Annotated in this window: 15 protein-coding genes; 7 read left to right on the top strand and 8 right to left on the bottom strand. The window is 58.4% G+C overall.

What is annotated here, in order from left to right:
* Nucleotides 1-36: 36 nt before the first annotated feature.
* Nucleotides 37-678: a LysE family translocator gene (locus tag G6N80_RS12305; RefSeq protein ID WP_062556128.1), complete on the bottom strand. Its 642-nt coding sequence runs from the start codon at nt 676-678 to the stop codon at nt 37-39.
* Nucleotides 679-740: 62 nt separating this feature from the next.
* Entirely contained in the window at nt 741-1,598 is an 858-nt protein-coding gene (locus G6N80_RS12310) for an SDR family NAD(P)-dependent oxidoreductase (protein WP_165134118.1), read from the bottom strand.
* Between the two features lie 196 nt (nt 1,599-1,794).
* Between G6N80_RS12310 and G6N80_RS12315 the strand changes: the two genes are divergently transcribed.
* A complete protein-coding gene (locus tag G6N80_RS12315) occupies nt 1,795-3,018 on the top strand; it encodes an argininosuccinate synthase (RefSeq protein ID WP_165134121.1) in 1,224 nt (407 codons plus the stop codon).
* 55 nt (nt 3,019-3,073) lie between these two features.
* Here the strand turns inward: G6N80_RS12315 and G6N80_RS12320 are convergent, their stop codons facing one another.
* From G6N80_RS12320 to G6N80_RS12330, 3 genes are read right to left on the bottom strand one after another with little or no spacing between them, the layout of a single operon-like run.
* Nucleotides 3,074-4,285 carry a multidrug effflux MFS transporter gene (locus tag G6N80_RS12320; protein WP_246251481.1) on the bottom strand — a complete coding sequence of 404 codons (1,212 nt, stop codon included), beginning with the start codon at nt 4,283-4,285 and terminating at the stop codon, nt 3,074-3,076.
* A gap of 1 nt (nt 4,286) precedes the next feature.
* A complete protein-coding gene (locus G6N80_RS12325; protein ID WP_244484797.1) occupies nt 4,287-4,784 on the bottom strand; it encodes a MarR family winged helix-turn-helix transcriptional regulator in 498 nt (165 codons plus the stop codon).
* Between the two features lie 51 nt (nt 4,785-4,835).
* Nucleotides 4,836-5,258, bottom strand: coding sequence for a hypothetical protein (locus tag G6N80_RS12330; protein WP_183898036.1), 423 nt, complete (start codon nt 5,256-5,258; stop codon nt 4,836-4,838).
* Nucleotides 5,259-5,428: 170 nt separating this feature from the next.
* On the opposite strand from G6N80_RS12330, the gene G6N80_RS12335 reads away from it, so the two are divergent.
* The 5 genes from G6N80_RS12335 to ppa all read left to right on the top strand — a co-directional run bounded on the left by G6N80_RS12335 (nt 5,429) and on the right by ppa (nt 12,545).
* On the top strand, nt 5,429-7,522 hold the full coding sequence (locus G6N80_RS12335) for a M3 family metallopeptidase (RefSeq protein WP_165134127.1): 2,094 nt from the start codon (nt 5,429-5,431) through the stop codon (nt 7,520-7,522).
* Between the two features lie 161 nt (nt 7,523-7,683).
* Nucleotides 7,684-9,264, top strand: a complete 1,581-nt coding sequence (locus G6N80_RS12340) for an alkaline phosphatase D family protein (RefSeq protein WP_165134130.1) — start codon at nt 7,684-7,686, stop codon at nt 9,262-9,264.
* A gap of 145 nt (nt 9,265-9,409) precedes the next feature.
* Nucleotides 9,410-11,230 carry a translational GTPase TypA gene (gene typA, locus G6N80_RS12345; RefSeq protein WP_062556294.1) on the top strand — a complete coding sequence of 607 codons (1,821 nt, stop codon included), beginning with the start codon at nt 9,410-9,412 and terminating at the stop codon, nt 11,228-11,230.
* A 172-nt stretch (nt 11,231-11,402) separates the two neighbouring features.
* Nucleotides 11,403-11,909: a GNAT family N-acetyltransferase gene (locus tag G6N80_RS12350; RefSeq protein ID WP_062556122.1), complete on the top strand. Its 507-nt coding sequence runs from the start codon at nt 11,403-11,405 to the stop codon at nt 11,907-11,909.
* A gap of 102 nt (nt 11,910-12,011) precedes the next feature.
* The gene (gene ppa / locus G6N80_RS12355; protein ID WP_165134133.1) at nt 12,012-12,545 is read left to right on the top strand and encodes an inorganic diphosphatase; all 534 of its coding nucleotides are present in this window, start codon (nt 12,012-12,014) and stop codon (nt 12,543-12,545) included.
* Here ppa and G6N80_RS12360 read toward each other — a convergent pair whose 3' ends face one another.
* Together G6N80_RS12360 and G6N80_RS12365 are read right to left on the bottom strand one after the other, a co-directional pair.
* Nucleotides 12,546-12,869, bottom strand: coding sequence for a DUF167 domain-containing protein (locus G6N80_RS12360; RefSeq protein ID WP_165134136.1), 324 nt, complete (start codon nt 12,867-12,869; stop codon nt 12,546-12,548). It abuts the gene before it with no gap.
* On the bottom strand, nt 12,866-13,159 hold the full coding sequence (locus G6N80_RS12365) for a YggT family protein (RefSeq protein ID WP_062556119.1): 294 nt from the start codon (nt 13,157-13,159) through the stop codon (nt 12,866-12,868). The genes G6N80_RS12360 and G6N80_RS12365 overlap by 4 nt, the downstream gene beginning before the upstream one ends.
* Nucleotides 13,160-13,294: 135 nt before the next feature.
* Here G6N80_RS12365 and G6N80_RS12370 point away from each other — a divergent pair, with 135 nt between their 5' ends.
* The gene (locus G6N80_RS12370) at nt 13,295-14,533 is read left to right on the top strand and encodes an MFS transporter (RefSeq protein ID WP_165134139.1); all 1,239 of its coding nucleotides are present in this window, start codon (nt 13,295-13,297) and stop codon (nt 14,531-14,533) included.
* 3 nt (nt 14,534-14,536) lie between these two features.
* On the opposite strand, the gene G6N80_RS12375 is transcribed toward G6N80_RS12370, so the two are convergent.
* Nucleotides 14,537-15,298, bottom strand: a complete 762-nt coding sequence (locus G6N80_RS12375) for a glutamine amidotransferase (RefSeq protein ID WP_062556117.1) — start codon at nt 15,296-15,298, stop codon at nt 14,537-14,539.
* Nucleotides 15,299-15,305: the final 7 nt, after the last annotated feature.

Consider the following 15,305-nt stretch of genomic DNA (forward strand, 5'->3'; position numbering starts at 1 on the left):
CCTTCCTATCCCTTTCTCGTCACTTAGCCCTTATCCTCACTTTGCCTGTGTCATGAAGATCTTGAGAGCAAAGACCGAAAATACACCGGCAAAGGTGTAATCTATGCCGCGCAGGATCTTCGGATTGGCCTGCAGCCATTTTGCCAGACGGTCGGCGGCAAAAATCACCAGAACGTTGATGGGGCTACCCACGAAGATGAAGAAGAAGCCGAGGAAAATCAGCTTCTGCGTTACCGCCGGATCCCCTGCCGTCACGAATTGCGGAAGGAAGGTCATGAAGAAGATGATGACCTTCGGGTTCAGCAGATTGACCCAGAGACCTGTCGAGATATTGCTCCAGACGGATGTCTTTTCGCCTTCGACGGCCTCCACCTTCAGGTTCGAGCCATAGCGAACGGCCTGTATGGCGAGCCACAGCAGATAGGCTGCGCCGCCTGTCTTGAGCAGAAAGAAGGCTGTTGGCGAAGCGGTGATGAGCGCCGAAACGCCGAAGGCGACCAGCAGCGTATGGATCATGATGCCGATGGTCGTTCCAAGCACCACATAAAGTGCGCGCTTGCTGCCTTGGGAAAGCGCGCGACTGATGGACAGTGTCATGTCCGGACCGGGCGTGATGGCCAGCAGCAGGCACATTCCGGTAAATGTGATCAGGGTGGCGGCGCTGGGCAGAAAATCCATGGGGGTGGGCCTCGGAACAGTGATTGTTCCGAAGCTTTATCCTGCCTTGCCTAATTTGCCAATCAGCGCTTGGCGATGAAGGCGCTTGCCGCTTCAGCGTGGTCCTTGTGCCAGCGCGACAAGGGCGGGCGGTTTTCGATGATATCGCCTGCGGCCCAGGCAATCCGGCGCTCGTCTGTCGGACGGTCCACGTCGTTATCCGGGCAGAGAATGTAGAAGTCGCCGCGTTCTATGCTTCTCAGCATGAAGTCGACGGTCTGTTCCGGCGTCCATGCACCTGAGGGTTTCTCCGTGCGGCCGTTTGCTGTCAGGCCGGTGTAGACAAAGCCCGGAATGAGTAGGTGCGCCTCGACATGGCAGCCTTCGGTGTTGCGCAGCTCATGCTGAAGCGCCTCGGTAAACGCCTTCACGCCTGCCTTTGCCACGTTATAGGCCGGGTCGCCGGGTGGCGTGGTGATGCCCTGTTTCGAGCCGGTGTTGATGATCACCGCCGGGTCGTTATGCGCCATCATGTCGTTGGCGAAAATCCGGGTTCCATGAATGACGCCCATCAGGTTGACGGCAAAAACGCTATCCCAATTGGCCTGTGGCCCGAACAGGCTGCTGCCCGGCTGAATGCCTGCATTGTTCATGAGGACATGGACGCGTCCGAACCGCTGGATGACAGCCCGTTCCAGGGATTCGAGCTGTTCCGGCTTCGACACGTCGGTCGCGATTGCCACGACATCGGCCTCGCCGCCTTCGGCCAGAGCCTGCACATCTCGGCAGGCTTCATCGAGTTTGTCGCCCTCCAGATCTGCCAGCACGACACACAAACCGTTTCGTGCAAACTCCTTGGCCGCAGCAAGGCCGATGCCGGAGGCGGCACCGGTGATGACGGCCACATGGCCCTTCGCAAATGCAGGATGTTGAATGCTCATGGTGATCCTCTTCGAACGATAGGGTCGGCAAAGGCATATGGGGCCTTTACGTGTCGTTTCAACGGAACGAGCGAAGTTCCGGCCATCTGGCTGCCTGCACTTGAACCGCGCCGTAAACTCGCTAAAAGTGCCGCCATTCAAAACCTGAAGGCGGATTTGCCGGTCAAACCGCCCCCTCCAGACGGAAGTTTTCGATATGGCACTCCCGAAAGACGTGAAGAAAGTCGTCCTTGCCTATTCCGGCGGTCTCGACACCTCGATCATCCTGAAATGGCTCCAGACGGAGCTTGGCGCTGAAGTCGTGACCTTTACGGCCGATCTCGGTCAGGGCGAAGAGCTTGAGCCTGCGCGCAAGAAGGCTGAGATGCTGGGCATCAAGGAAATCTTCATCGAGGATGTGCGCGAAGAATTCGTCCGTGACTTCGTCTTCCCAATGTTCCGCGCCAATGCCGTTTATGAAGGCGTTTATCTGCTCGGCACGTCTATCGCCCGCCCGCTGATCTCGAAGCACCTGATCGATATTGCCAAGAAGACTGGCGCCGATGCAATCGCGCATGGCGCGACCGGCAAGGGCAATGACCAGGTCCGTTTCGAGCTTTCGGCCTACGCGCTGAACCCGGATATCAAGATCATCGCGCCATGGCGCGACTGGACCTTCAAGAGCCGTACAGATCTCTTGAACTTCGCTGAACAGCACCAGATCCCGGTTGCCAAGGACAAGAAGGGTGAGGCACCGTTTTCTGTCGACGCCAACCTCCTGCACTCGTCCTCCGAAGGCAAGGTTCTGGAAGACCCGGCACAGGAAGCGCCGGAATACGTGCATATGCGCACGATTTCGCCGGAAGCGGCGCCCGATCAGGCAACCACCATCAAGATCGGCTTCCGCAAGGGTGATGCCTGCTCGATCAACGGTGTGGAGATGAGTCCGGCAACGCTTCTGAAGACGTTGAACGATTACGGCCGCGACAACGGCATCGGCCGTCTCGATCTGGTCGAAAACCGCTTCGTCGGCATGAAGAGCCGTGGCGTTTACGAGACCCCCGGCGGCACGATCCTGCTGTCGGCCCATCGTGCGATCGAATCGATCACGCTCGACCGGGGTGCAGCGCACCTGAAGGATGAGATCATGCCGCGTTACGCGGAGCTGATCTATTACGGCTTCTGGTTCTCGCCGGAGCGCGAAATGCTGCAGGCTCTGATCGACAAGAGCCAGGAGCATGTGGAAGGCGAAGTGACGCTGAAGCTCTACAAGGGCAATGTCATGGTTATCGGTCGCGAGTCGGCCAAGTCGCTTTATTCCGACAAGCTCGTGACCTTCGAAGACGATCAGGGCGCTTATGACCAGAAGGATGCGGCGGGCTTCATCAAGCTCAATGCTCTGCGTCTTCGCACGCTGGCCAAGCGCAATCTCGGCAAGTAACGCCTGCATCTCGCGAGAATCTTTAACCCGCCTTCAGTGTTGGAGGCGGGTTTTTCTATGCCTTCTGGTGCTTCAGAAGATAGGTCAGCCAGAGGAATGCGGCGCAGGCCATGATTTCCATGGCAGGGATAATGATCCCAAACGCCGTCAGAGGATCGCCCAAGGATGCGGCGAGAAAACCGCCCACGAAGCCGCCCGCCATCTGCAGAAAGCCAGTCAGGGCGGAGGCGGACCCGGCAATATGAGGGAAGGGCGCCATTCCGACTGTCACGACATAGGGCGATACGAGCGCCAGCCCGAAGGCGCAGATCGCGACCGGCCCCATGATCGACAGGAAAAACGGCTCAAGCCACGCGACCGAAAGCGCCATGACAATTGCGCCGATGCCGCAAAGCGTAATCCCCACTCTCGCACAGACAAGATTGCCCAGTCTGGCAGACAGCATCTTCAGCGTGATCGAGCCAAGCAGGAAGAAGCCGGACTGCATGAGCATGCCTATCCCAAACTGGGTCGGTGTCAGCCCTACGCGGTTGATCAGGATGAAGGCCAGCATGGTCGCTTGTGCGTAAAGCGCGCCGATGGTGCCGCTGAGAACGAGAGAGGTTGCAAGGAAGATCGGCTTTCGAGCCACTTCCGCATAGTTCACGATCAACTGTTTCGGTTCCAGCCGTGAGGGGTCCGGGACGACCGTTTCCTTCAGCAGGAAAAAGGTACAGGCTGTCGCTACCACGCCGAAGGCGATCATCAGGACGAAAACGGCATGCCAATCGAAGGCGGCGAGCGCAAGGCCTCCGAGTGTCGGGCCAAGGGCCGGACCTATGGCCAGGAAGATGCCGATCATGTTGAGAATACGTGCCGCATTGGCGCCCGTATAGAGATCGCGAACAATTGCCCGACCAATCACGACGCCTACCGAGGCGCCAATTCCTTGCACGAGGCGTGCAACGAGGATCGCCTCCACCGTTGGCGCGACGAAGGCGAGCGCAGAGCCGATCAGATAGATCGCCAGAAAGATCAGCGTTGCCGTTCGACGGCCAAGCGCATCCGACAGCGGGCCTGCCACGAGTTGTGCGACGGCAAAGCCGCCAAAGAAGAGCGACAGGCTGAGTTTGATCGCGGCTTCCGTCGTGCCGAAAGCCTGCACGAGTTGCGGCATGGCGGGCGTATAGATGGCCATGGAAATCGGCCCGAGCGTGGTCAGAAGCGCGCCGACGAATGTCACGCGCCGTTCGCTCATCACGGCAGTGGGCCTTGTGATATCCTGCATGTCAGGCTGATTTCGCCTCTTCCACCGAATTGGCAAGTTCGCCCTGCAAATTGGTGATCACCATTTGAAGCGCGCGCTTCAGGGCCGATGTTTCCTGAGCATCCAATCCCTGTGTTGCCTGGGTCAGCAGATGATCGAGCTCTTCTTCCAACGCTGCGATCAAGGGCTGCGAGCGCTCGGTCAGCGTGACGCGCTTGGCGCGCCGATCGGTCGGGTCTGTCTGCCGTTCGATGAAGCCGAGGTTCTGCAAACGATCAAGAAACGAGCAGACGGTCATGGGTTCTACGCCCATGCGCTGTGCCAGATCCATCTGGCGACAGGCCTGCATGGCATGCAGGTTGAGGATCGTCCTTGCTTCGCCAGCCGTAATGCCCAAGCCCGCTTCTGCGATACGGCGTTCGAACGCGAGCCTCAACCAGCGTGCACTGTCGATCAACAGGAAGCCCAAACCGTGAATGCCGATACTGTCTGTCATGCCCTGACCCGCGATAATAAGCATGACTTAATATCACCAATAGGGATTATATGACAGCCGCTGGCCGAAAGAAGTTCAGGAATTCAGAAATTTAAGGACGGAGGTCAGCGTTGCCGCCTTTTCATCATCGCCCAGCGAAATGGCCAGTTCGCGTTGATCCGTGTAATAGGCCGCGAAGTCGAACTCCGTGTCATCGGTCACAGACGAGAGGTCGAGAACGTTTCCAGCAGTATCGGAAATCTGCATTGGCAGTTCTTGCGCCAGCGCGATGTAGGTATCCTGGTCTATATCGCCCGATACGTATCGCTGAAGGGCGACTTCCCGAAGCAGGCGCGGTGCTATGGCGGAATAATCCAGTGCCTTCTCGTCAACGGCAGGCACCTCGAAAGCAGGTGTTGCTTCCGAGGGTACGGAGAACTGCGGTTTTTCTGCCCTGGCGTCACGGGTTTGATCGCGATGAAACAAACCGCTCGACCAGTGAAGGGAAGTGATTTCCACGTCGGCCATATCCATCATCATTTGGATAGCATGCCGCACACTAGCGCCAGTTACGAATCGGTCAACTGTCAATAATTAGTTAATATTTCTTCTATTCCTTGTTGTTTCGCTTCCCAGAATCGCCATTTTGGCGAGGATGATGGCATGCTCCACAAGAAGGAAATCGATCGATGACTATGGCTTCGCAAATCAACCCGGCTCTTGTCGAATGGAGCGGTCCGAACGGTCTGCCACGCTTCGAGAGTGTACGGGACGAAGACTTCGGACAGGCCTTCGATGCTGCGTTGAAACTGCATGATGCTGAAATCGATTCGATCGCAAACAATACAGAGGCGGCAAGTTTCTCGAATACGATCAAGGCGCTTGAGATTGCGGGCGACGAGCTGTCGCGCGTATCGGCGCTGTTCTGGAACCGCGCCGGCGCTCATACCAATGATGCGATCCAGGCCCTGGAGCGGGAGATCGCGCCGAAGATGTCCCGGCACTATTCGCGCATCGCCATGAACGAGGGCCTGTTTCGCCGCGTCGACAGCCTTTGGGAAAAGCGCCAGGAGCTTGGCCTGACCGTCGAGGAAATGCGCGTCCTGGAACGCCACTGGAAAGGTTTCGTGCGCGCCGGTGCCAAGCTTTCGCGCGAACAGCAGGAGCGTCTGGCTTCCATCAATGAGACGTTGGCGGGCCTTGGCGCGCAGTTCGGCCAGAATGTTCTGGGCGACGAGAAGGATTGGTCGCTGGTTCTGACCGATGAGCAGGATCTGGCCGGTCTTCCGGGTTTCCTGAAAGATGCGATGTCGGCTGCCGCCCGCGAGCGGAGCGCGCCTGAAGGTGCCTATGCGGTGACGCTGTCGCGTTCGATCATCGAGCCATTCCTGACGTTTTCCAGCCGCCGCGACCTTCGCGAGAAGGCGTTTCATGCCTGGGTGAAGCGTGGCGAGAATGGTGGCGAGCGGGATAATGTCGCTATCGTCCGGCAGGTGCTGGCGCTTCGGCTCGAAAAGGCCAAGCTGCTGGGTTACGAGAATTTCGCCGCCTACAAGCTGGATGATACGATGGCGAAGACGCCCGCCAATGTGAACAATCTGCTCATGAAGGTGTGGGCCAAAGCGCGTTCCAAGGCTTCAGAAGAAGAGGCGTCGCTGCAAGGGCTTATGGCGGAAGATGGCATCAACGGGAAGGTTCAGCCCTGGGACTGGCGCTATTATGCGGAGAAGCTGCGCGAGCGGATGTTCGATTTTTCCGAATCGGAACTGAAGCCCTATCTGCAGCTCGAAAAGATCATCGAAGCCTGCTTTGACGTTGCGCATCGCCTGTTCGGCATCACCATCACCGAAACGAAGGGCATCGCCGCCTATCATCCAGACGTGCGTGTCTTCGAGGTTCGCGATGCGGAGGGAACATTGAAGGCGATGTTCCTTGGCGATTACTTCGCTCGCTCCTCGAAGCGCTCGGGTGCGTGGATGAGTTCGTTCCAGAGCCAGCACAAGCTGCCTCTGAAGAATGGTGCCGAGGGCGAACTGCCGATCATCTATAATGTCTGCAACTTCGCAAAACCCGCGCCCGGCAAGCCCGCGCTGCTTTCGCTGGATGATGCACGCACATTGTTCCACGAATTCGGCCATGGTCTGCATGGCATGCTGTCGGACGTGACCTATCCTTCCGTTTCGGGCACGGGTGTCTCGCGCGACTTCGTCGAGCTTCCATCGCAGCTCTACGAACACTGGCTGACGGTGCCGGAGATTCTCACCCGCTATGCCGTTCATTACGAGACCGGTGAACCCATGCCAAAGGCGCTGCTGGACAAGGTGCTGGCGGCTCGCACCTTCAATGCCGGGTTCAATACGGTCGAATTCACCTCGTCGGCCCTGGTGGACATGGCCTTCCATACGCGTGGAGCGGTAGACGATCCGATGAAGGTGCAGGCTCAGATTCTTTCGGAAATCGGCATGCCGTCCTCGATCGTCATGCGCCATGCGACGCCGCACTTCCAGCATGTCTTTTCTGGCGACGGCTATTCGGCTGGCTATTATTCCTACATGTGGTCGGAAGTGCTGGATGCGGATGCCTTTGCGGCCTTCGAGGAGACAGGCAATGCGTTTGATCCCGTCATGGCGCGCAAGCTGAAGAACAACATCTATTCCGTTGGTGGCTCCATCGATCCGGAAGAGGCTTACAAGGCATTCCGCGGCAAGCTTCCGGATCCCGAGGCCATGCTGAAGAAGAAGGGCCTTGCCATGGTGGGAGAACTTTCTGGCAGCGACGCCTGAGGCATCGTAATAGCGTTTCCGGGGCGGAGTTCGATCTCCGTCACGGAAACATCAACAAACCTTCATTTAGGCATGATGAATCTGACACGTGCGCATGGTGGGTTCCGGTCAGCGAGTTTTCGTACCGACCGCTTCCATCCATCGAGCTCCAGGAGAGTTTCATGCGCAACACACTCGGACAGGTGTCACGCCGTTCCTTCCTCGTTTCCACAGCTGCAACCGGCCTTGTCGCGGGTTCCGGTCTTGCTGTTCCGTTCTACGCCCGTAGCGCCGACCGCCCAACCTTTACCCATGGCGTTCAGTCGGGCGATGTCGATATGTCATCCGGCATGATCTGGACCCGTGTCGATCGTCCGTCGCGCATCATGATGGAATATTCGACCACCGAGAGCTTCAAGAACCCGGTGCGACTTGCGCCGATGGATGCGCTGGCCGAGACGGATTTTGCCGTGAAGCGCCTGCTGGCCGACCTGCCGTCCGATCAGGACATTTTCTATCGTTTCGTTGCAGCCGACCTTGCTCACATAAACAGCGTCTCCGAGCCGATCACTGGACGTTTCCGCACGGCGCCGGCTTCGCGCCGTTCCGTGCGCTTCGTCTGGTCGGGCGATACGGCCGGTCAGGGCTGGGGTATCGACGAGACGGGCATGAAGACCTATGCGACGATGGCGCGGCATCAGCCGGATTTCTTCATCCATTCGGGCGATACGATCTATGCCGATGGCCCGATGAAGGATGAGGTCGCCTTCAAGGACGGGACCACATGGAAAAACACGGTGCTGATCGACGAAAAGCGCAAGGTGGCAGAGACGCTGGACGAATACCGCGCCCAGTGGAAATACAACATGATGGACCGGCATGTGCGGGAGCTTTCCGCCGTCTGTCCGACCTTCTACCAGTGGGACGATCATGAAGTCGTCAACAACTGGTCATCCAGCAAGAACCTGATGGCGGATGACCGCTACAAGGAAAAATCCGTTTCCCTGCTGACGGCGCGCGCCGCCCGTGCTTTCCACGAAATGTCGCCCATCCGCTATACGCCCGCCGAACCGGGCCGGGTCTATCGCAAGATCGCCTATGGGCCGCTGGTCGATGTCTTTTTCCTTGATATGCGCAGCTATCGCGGTTCGAACCATGACGGCATGGAGACGGAGCAGACGCCGGAATCGCGCATTCTGGGCGAGCAGCAGGTGGCCTGGCTGAAGCAGGAGCTTTCCGCCTCCAAGGCCACGTGGAAGATCATAGCGGCTGACATGCCGCTCGGTGTCATCGTCTGGGACGATTTTGCCAATCGCAAGGGTACGGAAGCGGTTGCCCAGGGCGACAATGGCGCGCCGAAGGGCCGCGAACTGGAGATCGCCGATCTGCTCCGCTTCATCAAGACGGCGGGGATTTACAACACCGTGTGGCTGACGGCGGATGTGCACTACACCGCAGCCCACTATTACAATCCCGACAAGGCCAAGTTCCAGGACTTCGAACCCTTCTGGGAATTCATTTCCGGTCCGTTGCATGCGGGAACATTCGGCCCGAACGACCTCGACATGACGTTTGGTCCTGAGCTGAAGTTCATCAAGGCACCGACCGCCGAACAGGGACAGAACCTGCCGCCATCCGCCGGTCTGCAGTTCTTTGGCCTTGTGGACGTGGACGGCCAGACCGAGCAATTGACCGTGCGGCTGATGGACCGTGACGACGTGGAACTCTACAAGGTGACGCTCGATCCGGTTCGCAGGGCATGATTTAAGCGGGTTGACGGGCTGGAATTAACTGTTCCGGTCCCGCCCCCTTTCGCGTTTGCGAAAAACAGGCTATGAGCGCGCCAACGAAAATTGGCGCGTTCTCATTATTGATGGTTCAAGCGCCGCAGCTTCAGAGATTTTTGATATGGCACTACGCAACATCGCGATCATCGCGCACGTTGACCATGGGAAAACGACCCTCGTCGACGAACTCCTGAAACAGTCGGGCTCCTTCCGTGAAAACCAGCGCGTTGCAGAACGCGTGATGGACAGCAACGACCTGGAAAAAGAGCGCGGCATCACGATTCTTGCCAAGGCGACCTCTGTCGAGTGGAAGGGTGTTCGCATCAACATCGTCGACACCCCCGGCCACGCCGACTTTGGCGGTGAAGTCGAGCGTATTCTCTCGATGGTGGACGGCGCAATCGTGCTGGTCGACAGCTCCGAAGGCCCGATGCCGCAGACGAAGTTCGTTGTCTCCAAGGCTCTGAAGGTTGGTCTTCGCCCGATCGTGGCGATCAACAAGATCGACCGTCCGGACGGCCGCCATGAAGAAGTCATCAACGAAGTGTTCGACCTGTTCGCCAACCTGGACGCAACGGACGAGCAGCTCGACTTCCCGATTCTCTACGGTTCGGGCCGCGATGGCTGGATGAACTTCAATCCGGAAGGCCCGAAGGATGAGGGTCTCGCACCGCTTCTCGATCTCGTGCTGAAGCACGTGCCGGAGCCGACCGTCGAAGAAGGCCCGTTCCGCATGATCGGCACGATCCTGGAAGCCAACAACTTCCTCGGCCGTATCATCACCGGCCGTATCGCGTCGGGTTCCATCAAGCCGAACCAGGCTGTGAAGGTTCTGGGTCAGGACGGCAAGACGATCGAAACCGGTCGTATTTCTAAGATCCTCGCCTTCCGTGGTATCGAGCGCACGGCAATCGACGAAGCCCATGCGGGCGATATCGTGGCCATCGCCGGTCTTTCCAAGGGAACTGTTGCCGACACGTTCTGCGATCCGTCCGTGACGGAAGCCATGACGGCCCAGCCAATCGATCCGCCTACCGTCACCATGTCCTTCATCGTCAATGACAGCCCACTGGCTGGCACGGAAGGCGACAAGGTGACGAGCCGCGTCATCCGCGACCGTCTGTTGAAGGAAGCCGAAGGCAACGTCGCCCTGAAGATCGAAGAAGCCGAAGGCAAGGATTCCTTCTTCGTGTCCGGCCGCGGCGAATTGCAGCTCGCGGTTCTCATCGAAACCATGCGTCGTGAAGGCTTCGAACTGGCCGTGTCGCGTCCGCGCGTCGTCATGCACAAGGACGAAACAACCGGTGAAACGATGGAGCCGATCGAAGAAGTCGTTATCGACGTCGACGAAGAGCATTCCGGCGTGGTTGTGCAGAAGATGTCCGAGCGCAAGGCCGAAATGACAGAACTGCGCCCCTCCGGTGGCAACCGCATCCGCCTGAAATTCCTGGCACCGACCCGTGGTCTTATCGGCTACCAGTCGGAACTGCTGACGGATACGCGTGGTACCGCGATCATGAACCGCCTGTTCCACAGCTACCAGCCGTTCAAGGGTGCCATTGCTGGCCGCAACAACGGTGTTCTTCTGTCGAACGGTTCCGGTGAAGCGGTTGCCTACGCCATGTTCAACCTGGAAGATCGCGGCCCGATGATCATCGAGCCGGGTGAAAAGGTGTATCAGGGCATGATCATCGGCATTCACTCCCGCGACAACGATCTGGAAGTGAACGTACTGAAGGGCAAGCAGCTGACCAACATCCGCGCTGCCGGCAAGGACGAAGCCGTCAAGCTCACGCCGCCGATCCGCATGACGCTGGACCGCGCGCTGTCCTGGATCCAGGACGACGAGTTGATGGAAGTGACGCCAAAGTCGATCCGTCTGCGCAAGATGTATCTCGATCCGAATGATCGCAAGCGTTTCGAGAAGCAGAAGATCGCCTGATCGATTTCGACAGGTTTGAATTGTGGAAGGGCTTCGGTATCAACCGGGGCCCTTTTTCGTGGGCAGTGGTCGCTCCCGTCTTGTGGGGAAGGTTAAGAATGCGTTAACTTCATGAGGCACGGATGAGGCGTGCGGCGCACCTGGATTGCGTCAGACATGAGTGAGCACGGTCATGAAGACACTAACCATCGACGTCCGACGCGCAGAACCCAACGATGCGACAGCGGTTTCCGAGGTTCACCGGGAAGCGTGGTCTCAAGCCTATGCAGGCCTCATTCCGCACAGACAGTTGACGGAGATGCTGGAGCGTCGAGGTGAAGCCTGGTGGCGTCGGGCGACACGGGGACCGGCAACGCTGCTGGTGCTGGACGTTGCCGGTACGATTGCAGGCTATGCAACGGTTGGTCTCAATCGCGCACGGGCGCTGCCGCAGGACGGGGAAATCTACGAAATCTATCTGCGTCCTGAGTTTCAGGGTATCGGCATGGGCCGCAAGCTGTTCGGCGAGTCCTGCCGTCTTCTGCGCTCGCTGGGCTGCAAGGGTCTCGTGGTCTGGTGCCTTGAAGACAGCGAGCACGCCGTGCGTTTCTTCCGTCGGCACGGAGGCCAGGATATGGTCGAAGGCATGGAAGGTTTTGGCGAGGTGAACCTGCGAAAGCTGGGCTTCGTCTGGTCCTGACACTGCAGCGGTTCAAAGCCGCTTCTTCGCACATGGTCGTGTTGCAATGCGGCGGTTTTCCCAGTATCGAGGCGTCACTATTCAACGCACTCGGGGAGAACCATGCGTATCGATGCGATCAAGATCGGCAAGAACCCGCCGGACGACGTGAATGTCATCGTAGAAGTGCCAGTCGGCGGCCATCCCATCAAGTATGAGATGGACAAGGATGCAGGCGCTTTGATCGTTGACCGCTTCCTTTACACCCCGATGACCTATCCGGGGAACTACGGCTTCGTGCCGCATACGCTGTCTGAAGATGGCGATCCGGTGGACGTTCTCATCTGCAACACACGTCCGCTGATCCCGGGCTGCGTGATCAATGTTCGCCCGATCGGCGTCATGATCATGGAAGACGATGGCGGCAAGGATGAGAAGATCATTGCCGTGCCGGTGCCGAAGCTGACCCGCCGTTATGACAAGATCGAAAACTACACCGATCTGCCGGAAATCACGCTGAAGCAGATCGAACACTTCTTCGAGCACTACAAGGATCTGGAGCCCGGCAAGTGGGTGAAGATCGGTGGCTGGCAGGATGTGACGGTTGCCAAGCGGCTGATCGTCGAAGCGATCGAGCGTTACAACGTACAGAAGTGATCAGTCAGCCAGACGGCTCTTGATCTTGCTTTGCAAATCCTCCGGGTCGCCTTCGATCCGGAGGATTTTTTTGCGCGATGTTTCGCCGGAAATGAATGAGATCGAGGATTTCGGAACACGAAGCCATTTGGCAAGCAGCTGGACCAGCGCCTTGTTGGCCTTGCCATCTTCCGGGACCGAAGTCACGCGGGCGCGCAGCCAGCATTCGCCATCATCGCCGGTCTCTCGCCCCTCGACGGCATCGCGCGAGGCATTGGGCGTCAGCCTCACACTCAGCCGAATGTGGTCAGCATAGGCACTGACCGGATGGCCTGCGTCGCTCACCGAATGAACATCGGAGCGATGGATGTCCAGAGCAGCGAGCGGAGGAAGAAGATGATGAGCAGCAGGATCACCGGCGAGATATCGATACCGCCGAGGTTCGGCATGAAGCGACGAATGGGGCGCAAAGCCGGTTCGGTCAGGTTATACAGCATCGTTCCGATGGTATTGACGACCTGGTTGCTCGAATTGATGACGTTGAACGCAAACAGCCACGAGAAGATGGCACTGAGGATCAGGACCCAGGTATAAAGGTTCAAAGCCAGATCGATGGTCTGAAACAGCGCGAGCATTCATATCTCCATTTCTCGGTTGACAGACATTTAGCTATTGACGACTTAAGCCACAAGGGCTGACCCTCGGCCCATTGCGAATCATAGTGAACGGCGTTCCGTTTCTGTCGGGAGCGTTGCGAAAGCCAAGCATCCATGTCCATTACCGCCTCAGCTGATCGCTTTGCCGCATTCCGGCATTCCGCCTATGCGCGCTTCTTCTTCTCGCGTTTTTTGGCAGCCTTTGCGATCCAGATCGTCAGCGTATCCGTCGGCTGGCAGATGTATGATGTGACCGGCAATGCTCTCTATCTCGGGCTCATCGGCCTTTTTCAGTTCTTGCCGTCGCTTTTGCTGATCCTCGTGACGGGCTCCGTGGCCGATCGCTACAACAGACGCGCCATCGTCGCGATCTGCCTCGGGATTGGTGGTTTATGCACGGCGGCCTTGCTGGGCTTGACCCTGACGCATAGTTTCTCGCCCTGGCCTGTTTTCGGGATCCTGGTGGTTTTCGGCATAGAGCGCGCCTTCATGGGGCCCGCCGTACAGTCGCTCGCGCCGAACCTTGTGCCGGAGGCGGACCTGCCCAACGCGATTGCCTGGAACTCTTCCTCCTGGCAGACGGCCTCGATCCTTGGGCCTGTCGCTGGAGGTTTGCTTTACGGTGTCAGCCCGGTTGCCGCTTACAGCGTCGCTCTCTTCTTCATGGCGGCAGGAATGGTGCTGATCATCAGCATCCCGAAGCCGAACCAGCGCACGGCGTCGAAGGCGGTCAGCTGGAACACGATCCTTGCAGGTTTCCGCTTCATCTTCAGCGAAAAGGTGGTGCTGGGGGCGATATCGCTCGATCTGTTTGCGGTTCTGCTGGGCGGTGCTGTTGCTCTCATGCCAGTGTTCGCCCGGGATATTCTGGCGCTCGGACCATGGGGTCTAGGCTTGCTGCGCGCAGCTCCCGGCATCGGGGCGCTTGTTGTCGCCGTGCTTCTGGCTGCCTATCCGATCCGTCACCATGCGGGCCTGCTGATGTTTGTCGGCGTCGGACTGTTCGGGGCAGGGACCATTGTATTCGGTTTGTCGCAAGTCGCCTGGCTCTCGATCGCCGCGCTGATGCTGATGGGTGCGTCGGACATGATCTCAGTCTATGTGCGTGAGAGCCTCATCATGCTGTGGACGCCGGATGAGGTGCGCGGCCGGGTGAACGCCGTGAACATGGTCTTTGTCGGTGCGTCGAACGAGCTTGGCGAATTCCGTGCGGGCACAATGGCGCATTTGATCGGCGCTGTCCCGGCGGTCGTGGTCGGCGGTTTCGGAACTCTGGCGGTTGCCATTATCTGGGCGATCGGCTTCCCGAAACTGCGTCGGATCGATAATCTCGATGCGCCGAGCGATCGATAGCGCCTATACGCTTTCCAGGTTCGGTTTGACGGGCTGCGCCGTCTCAAAAGCTGGCTTGTCGAAGACGAGATCGAGAAAATTCCAAAGCCATGCGCGTAACGGTGCATCGAAGATCATCCGGCCTTCCAGATGCTCCCGGCCTTGTTGCGCATTGGGCATGGTGAAGCGCGATGCGCCGCGCACCACCCAGCTGTGCATCATGGCCCGTGTCAGTTCTGCGTGGAACTGGACGCCCCAGGCATTTTCGCCATAGCGGATGGCCTGATGCGGATAAGCATCGCCCTCTGCCAGAAGCTTGACCCCGCGTGGGACATCGAAACCTTCTCGATGGAAATGGTATACCATGGATGGCCAGTCCATCAGCAGGCGGCCATGCGCCGTGGGGCGGATGGGATACCAGCCGATCTCGGTCATGCCTTCCCGGTCCGGACCAACATTTCCGCCCAGGTTTTTCACCATCATCTGTGCGCCGAGACAGATTCCGAGATAGGGCTTGTTTTCTTTCAGGGGAACCGAGATCCAGTCGATCTCTGTCTTCACAAAAGGTTCCGGATCGTTGGCGCTCATCGGGCCGCCGAAGATGACCGCGCCTGCGTGACCTGCTAGGGTATCGGGTAGCGGATCACCGAGGACTGGTCGGCGAATGTCAAGCGGGTAGCCCTTTTCCGTCAGCATCTGGCCGACGCGACCGGGAGAAGAGCGTTCCTGATGCAGAACGACGAGAATGGGTTGCTTTTCAGTTCGACGGTTAGGCACCATCAGCATCGACGAC

Origin of the sequence: Rhizobium rhizoryzae (assembly GCF_011046895.1) — a bacterium.
GTDB lineage: Bacteria > Pseudomonadota > Alphaproteobacteria > Rhizobiales > Rhizobiaceae > Neorhizobium > Neorhizobium rhizoryzae.

Excerpts from the sequence above, each read along its gene's own strand:
- G6N80_RS12305 (WP_062556128.1), bottom strand. The coding sequence starts at position 678 with ATGGATTTTCTGCCCAGCGCCGCCACCCTGATCACATTTACCGGAATG.
- G6N80_RS12310 (WP_165134118.1), bottom strand. The coding sequence starts at position 1,598 with ATGAGCATTCAACATCCTGCATTTGCGAAGGGCCATGTGGCCGTCATC.
- G6N80_RS12315 (WP_165134121.1), top strand. The coding sequence starts at position 1,795 with ATGGCACTCCCGAAAGACGTGAAGAAAGTCGTCCTTGCCTATTCCGGC.
- G6N80_RS12320 (WP_246251481.1), bottom strand. The coding sequence starts at position 4,285 with ATGCAGGATATCACAAGGCCCACTGCCGTGATGAGCGAACGGCGCGTG.
- G6N80_RS12325 (WP_244484797.1), bottom strand. The coding sequence starts at position 4,784 with ATGCTTATTATCGCGGGTCAGGGCATGACAGACAGTATCGGCATTCAC.
- G6N80_RS12335 (WP_165134127.1), top strand. The coding sequence starts at position 5,429 with ATGACTATGGCTTCGCAAATCAACCCGGCTCTTGTCGAATGGAGCGGT.
- G6N80_RS12340 (WP_165134130.1), top strand. The coding sequence starts at position 7,684 with ATGCGCAACACACTCGGACAGGTGTCACGCCGTTCCTTCCTCGTTTCC.
- typA (WP_062556294.1), top strand. The coding sequence starts at position 9,410 with ATGGCACTACGCAACATCGCGATCATCGCGCACGTTGACCATGGGAAA.
- G6N80_RS12350 (WP_062556122.1), top strand. The coding sequence starts at position 11,403 with ATGAAGACACTAACCATCGACGTCCGACGCGCAGAACCCAACGATGCG.
- ppa (WP_165134133.1), top strand. The coding sequence starts at position 12,012 with ATGCGTATCGATGCGATCAAGATCGGCAAGAACCCGCCGGACGACGTG.
- G6N80_RS12365 (WP_062556119.1), bottom strand. The coding sequence starts at position 13,159 with ATGCTCGCGCTGTTTCAGACCATCGATCTGGCTTTGAACCTTTATACC.
- G6N80_RS12370 (WP_165134139.1), top strand. The coding sequence starts at position 13,295 with ATGTCCATTACCGCCTCAGCTGATCGCTTTGCCGCATTCCGGCATTCC.
- G6N80_RS12375 (WP_062556117.1), bottom strand. The coding sequence starts at position 15,298 with ATGCTGATGGTGCCTAACCGTCGAACTGAAAAGCAACCCATTCTCGTC.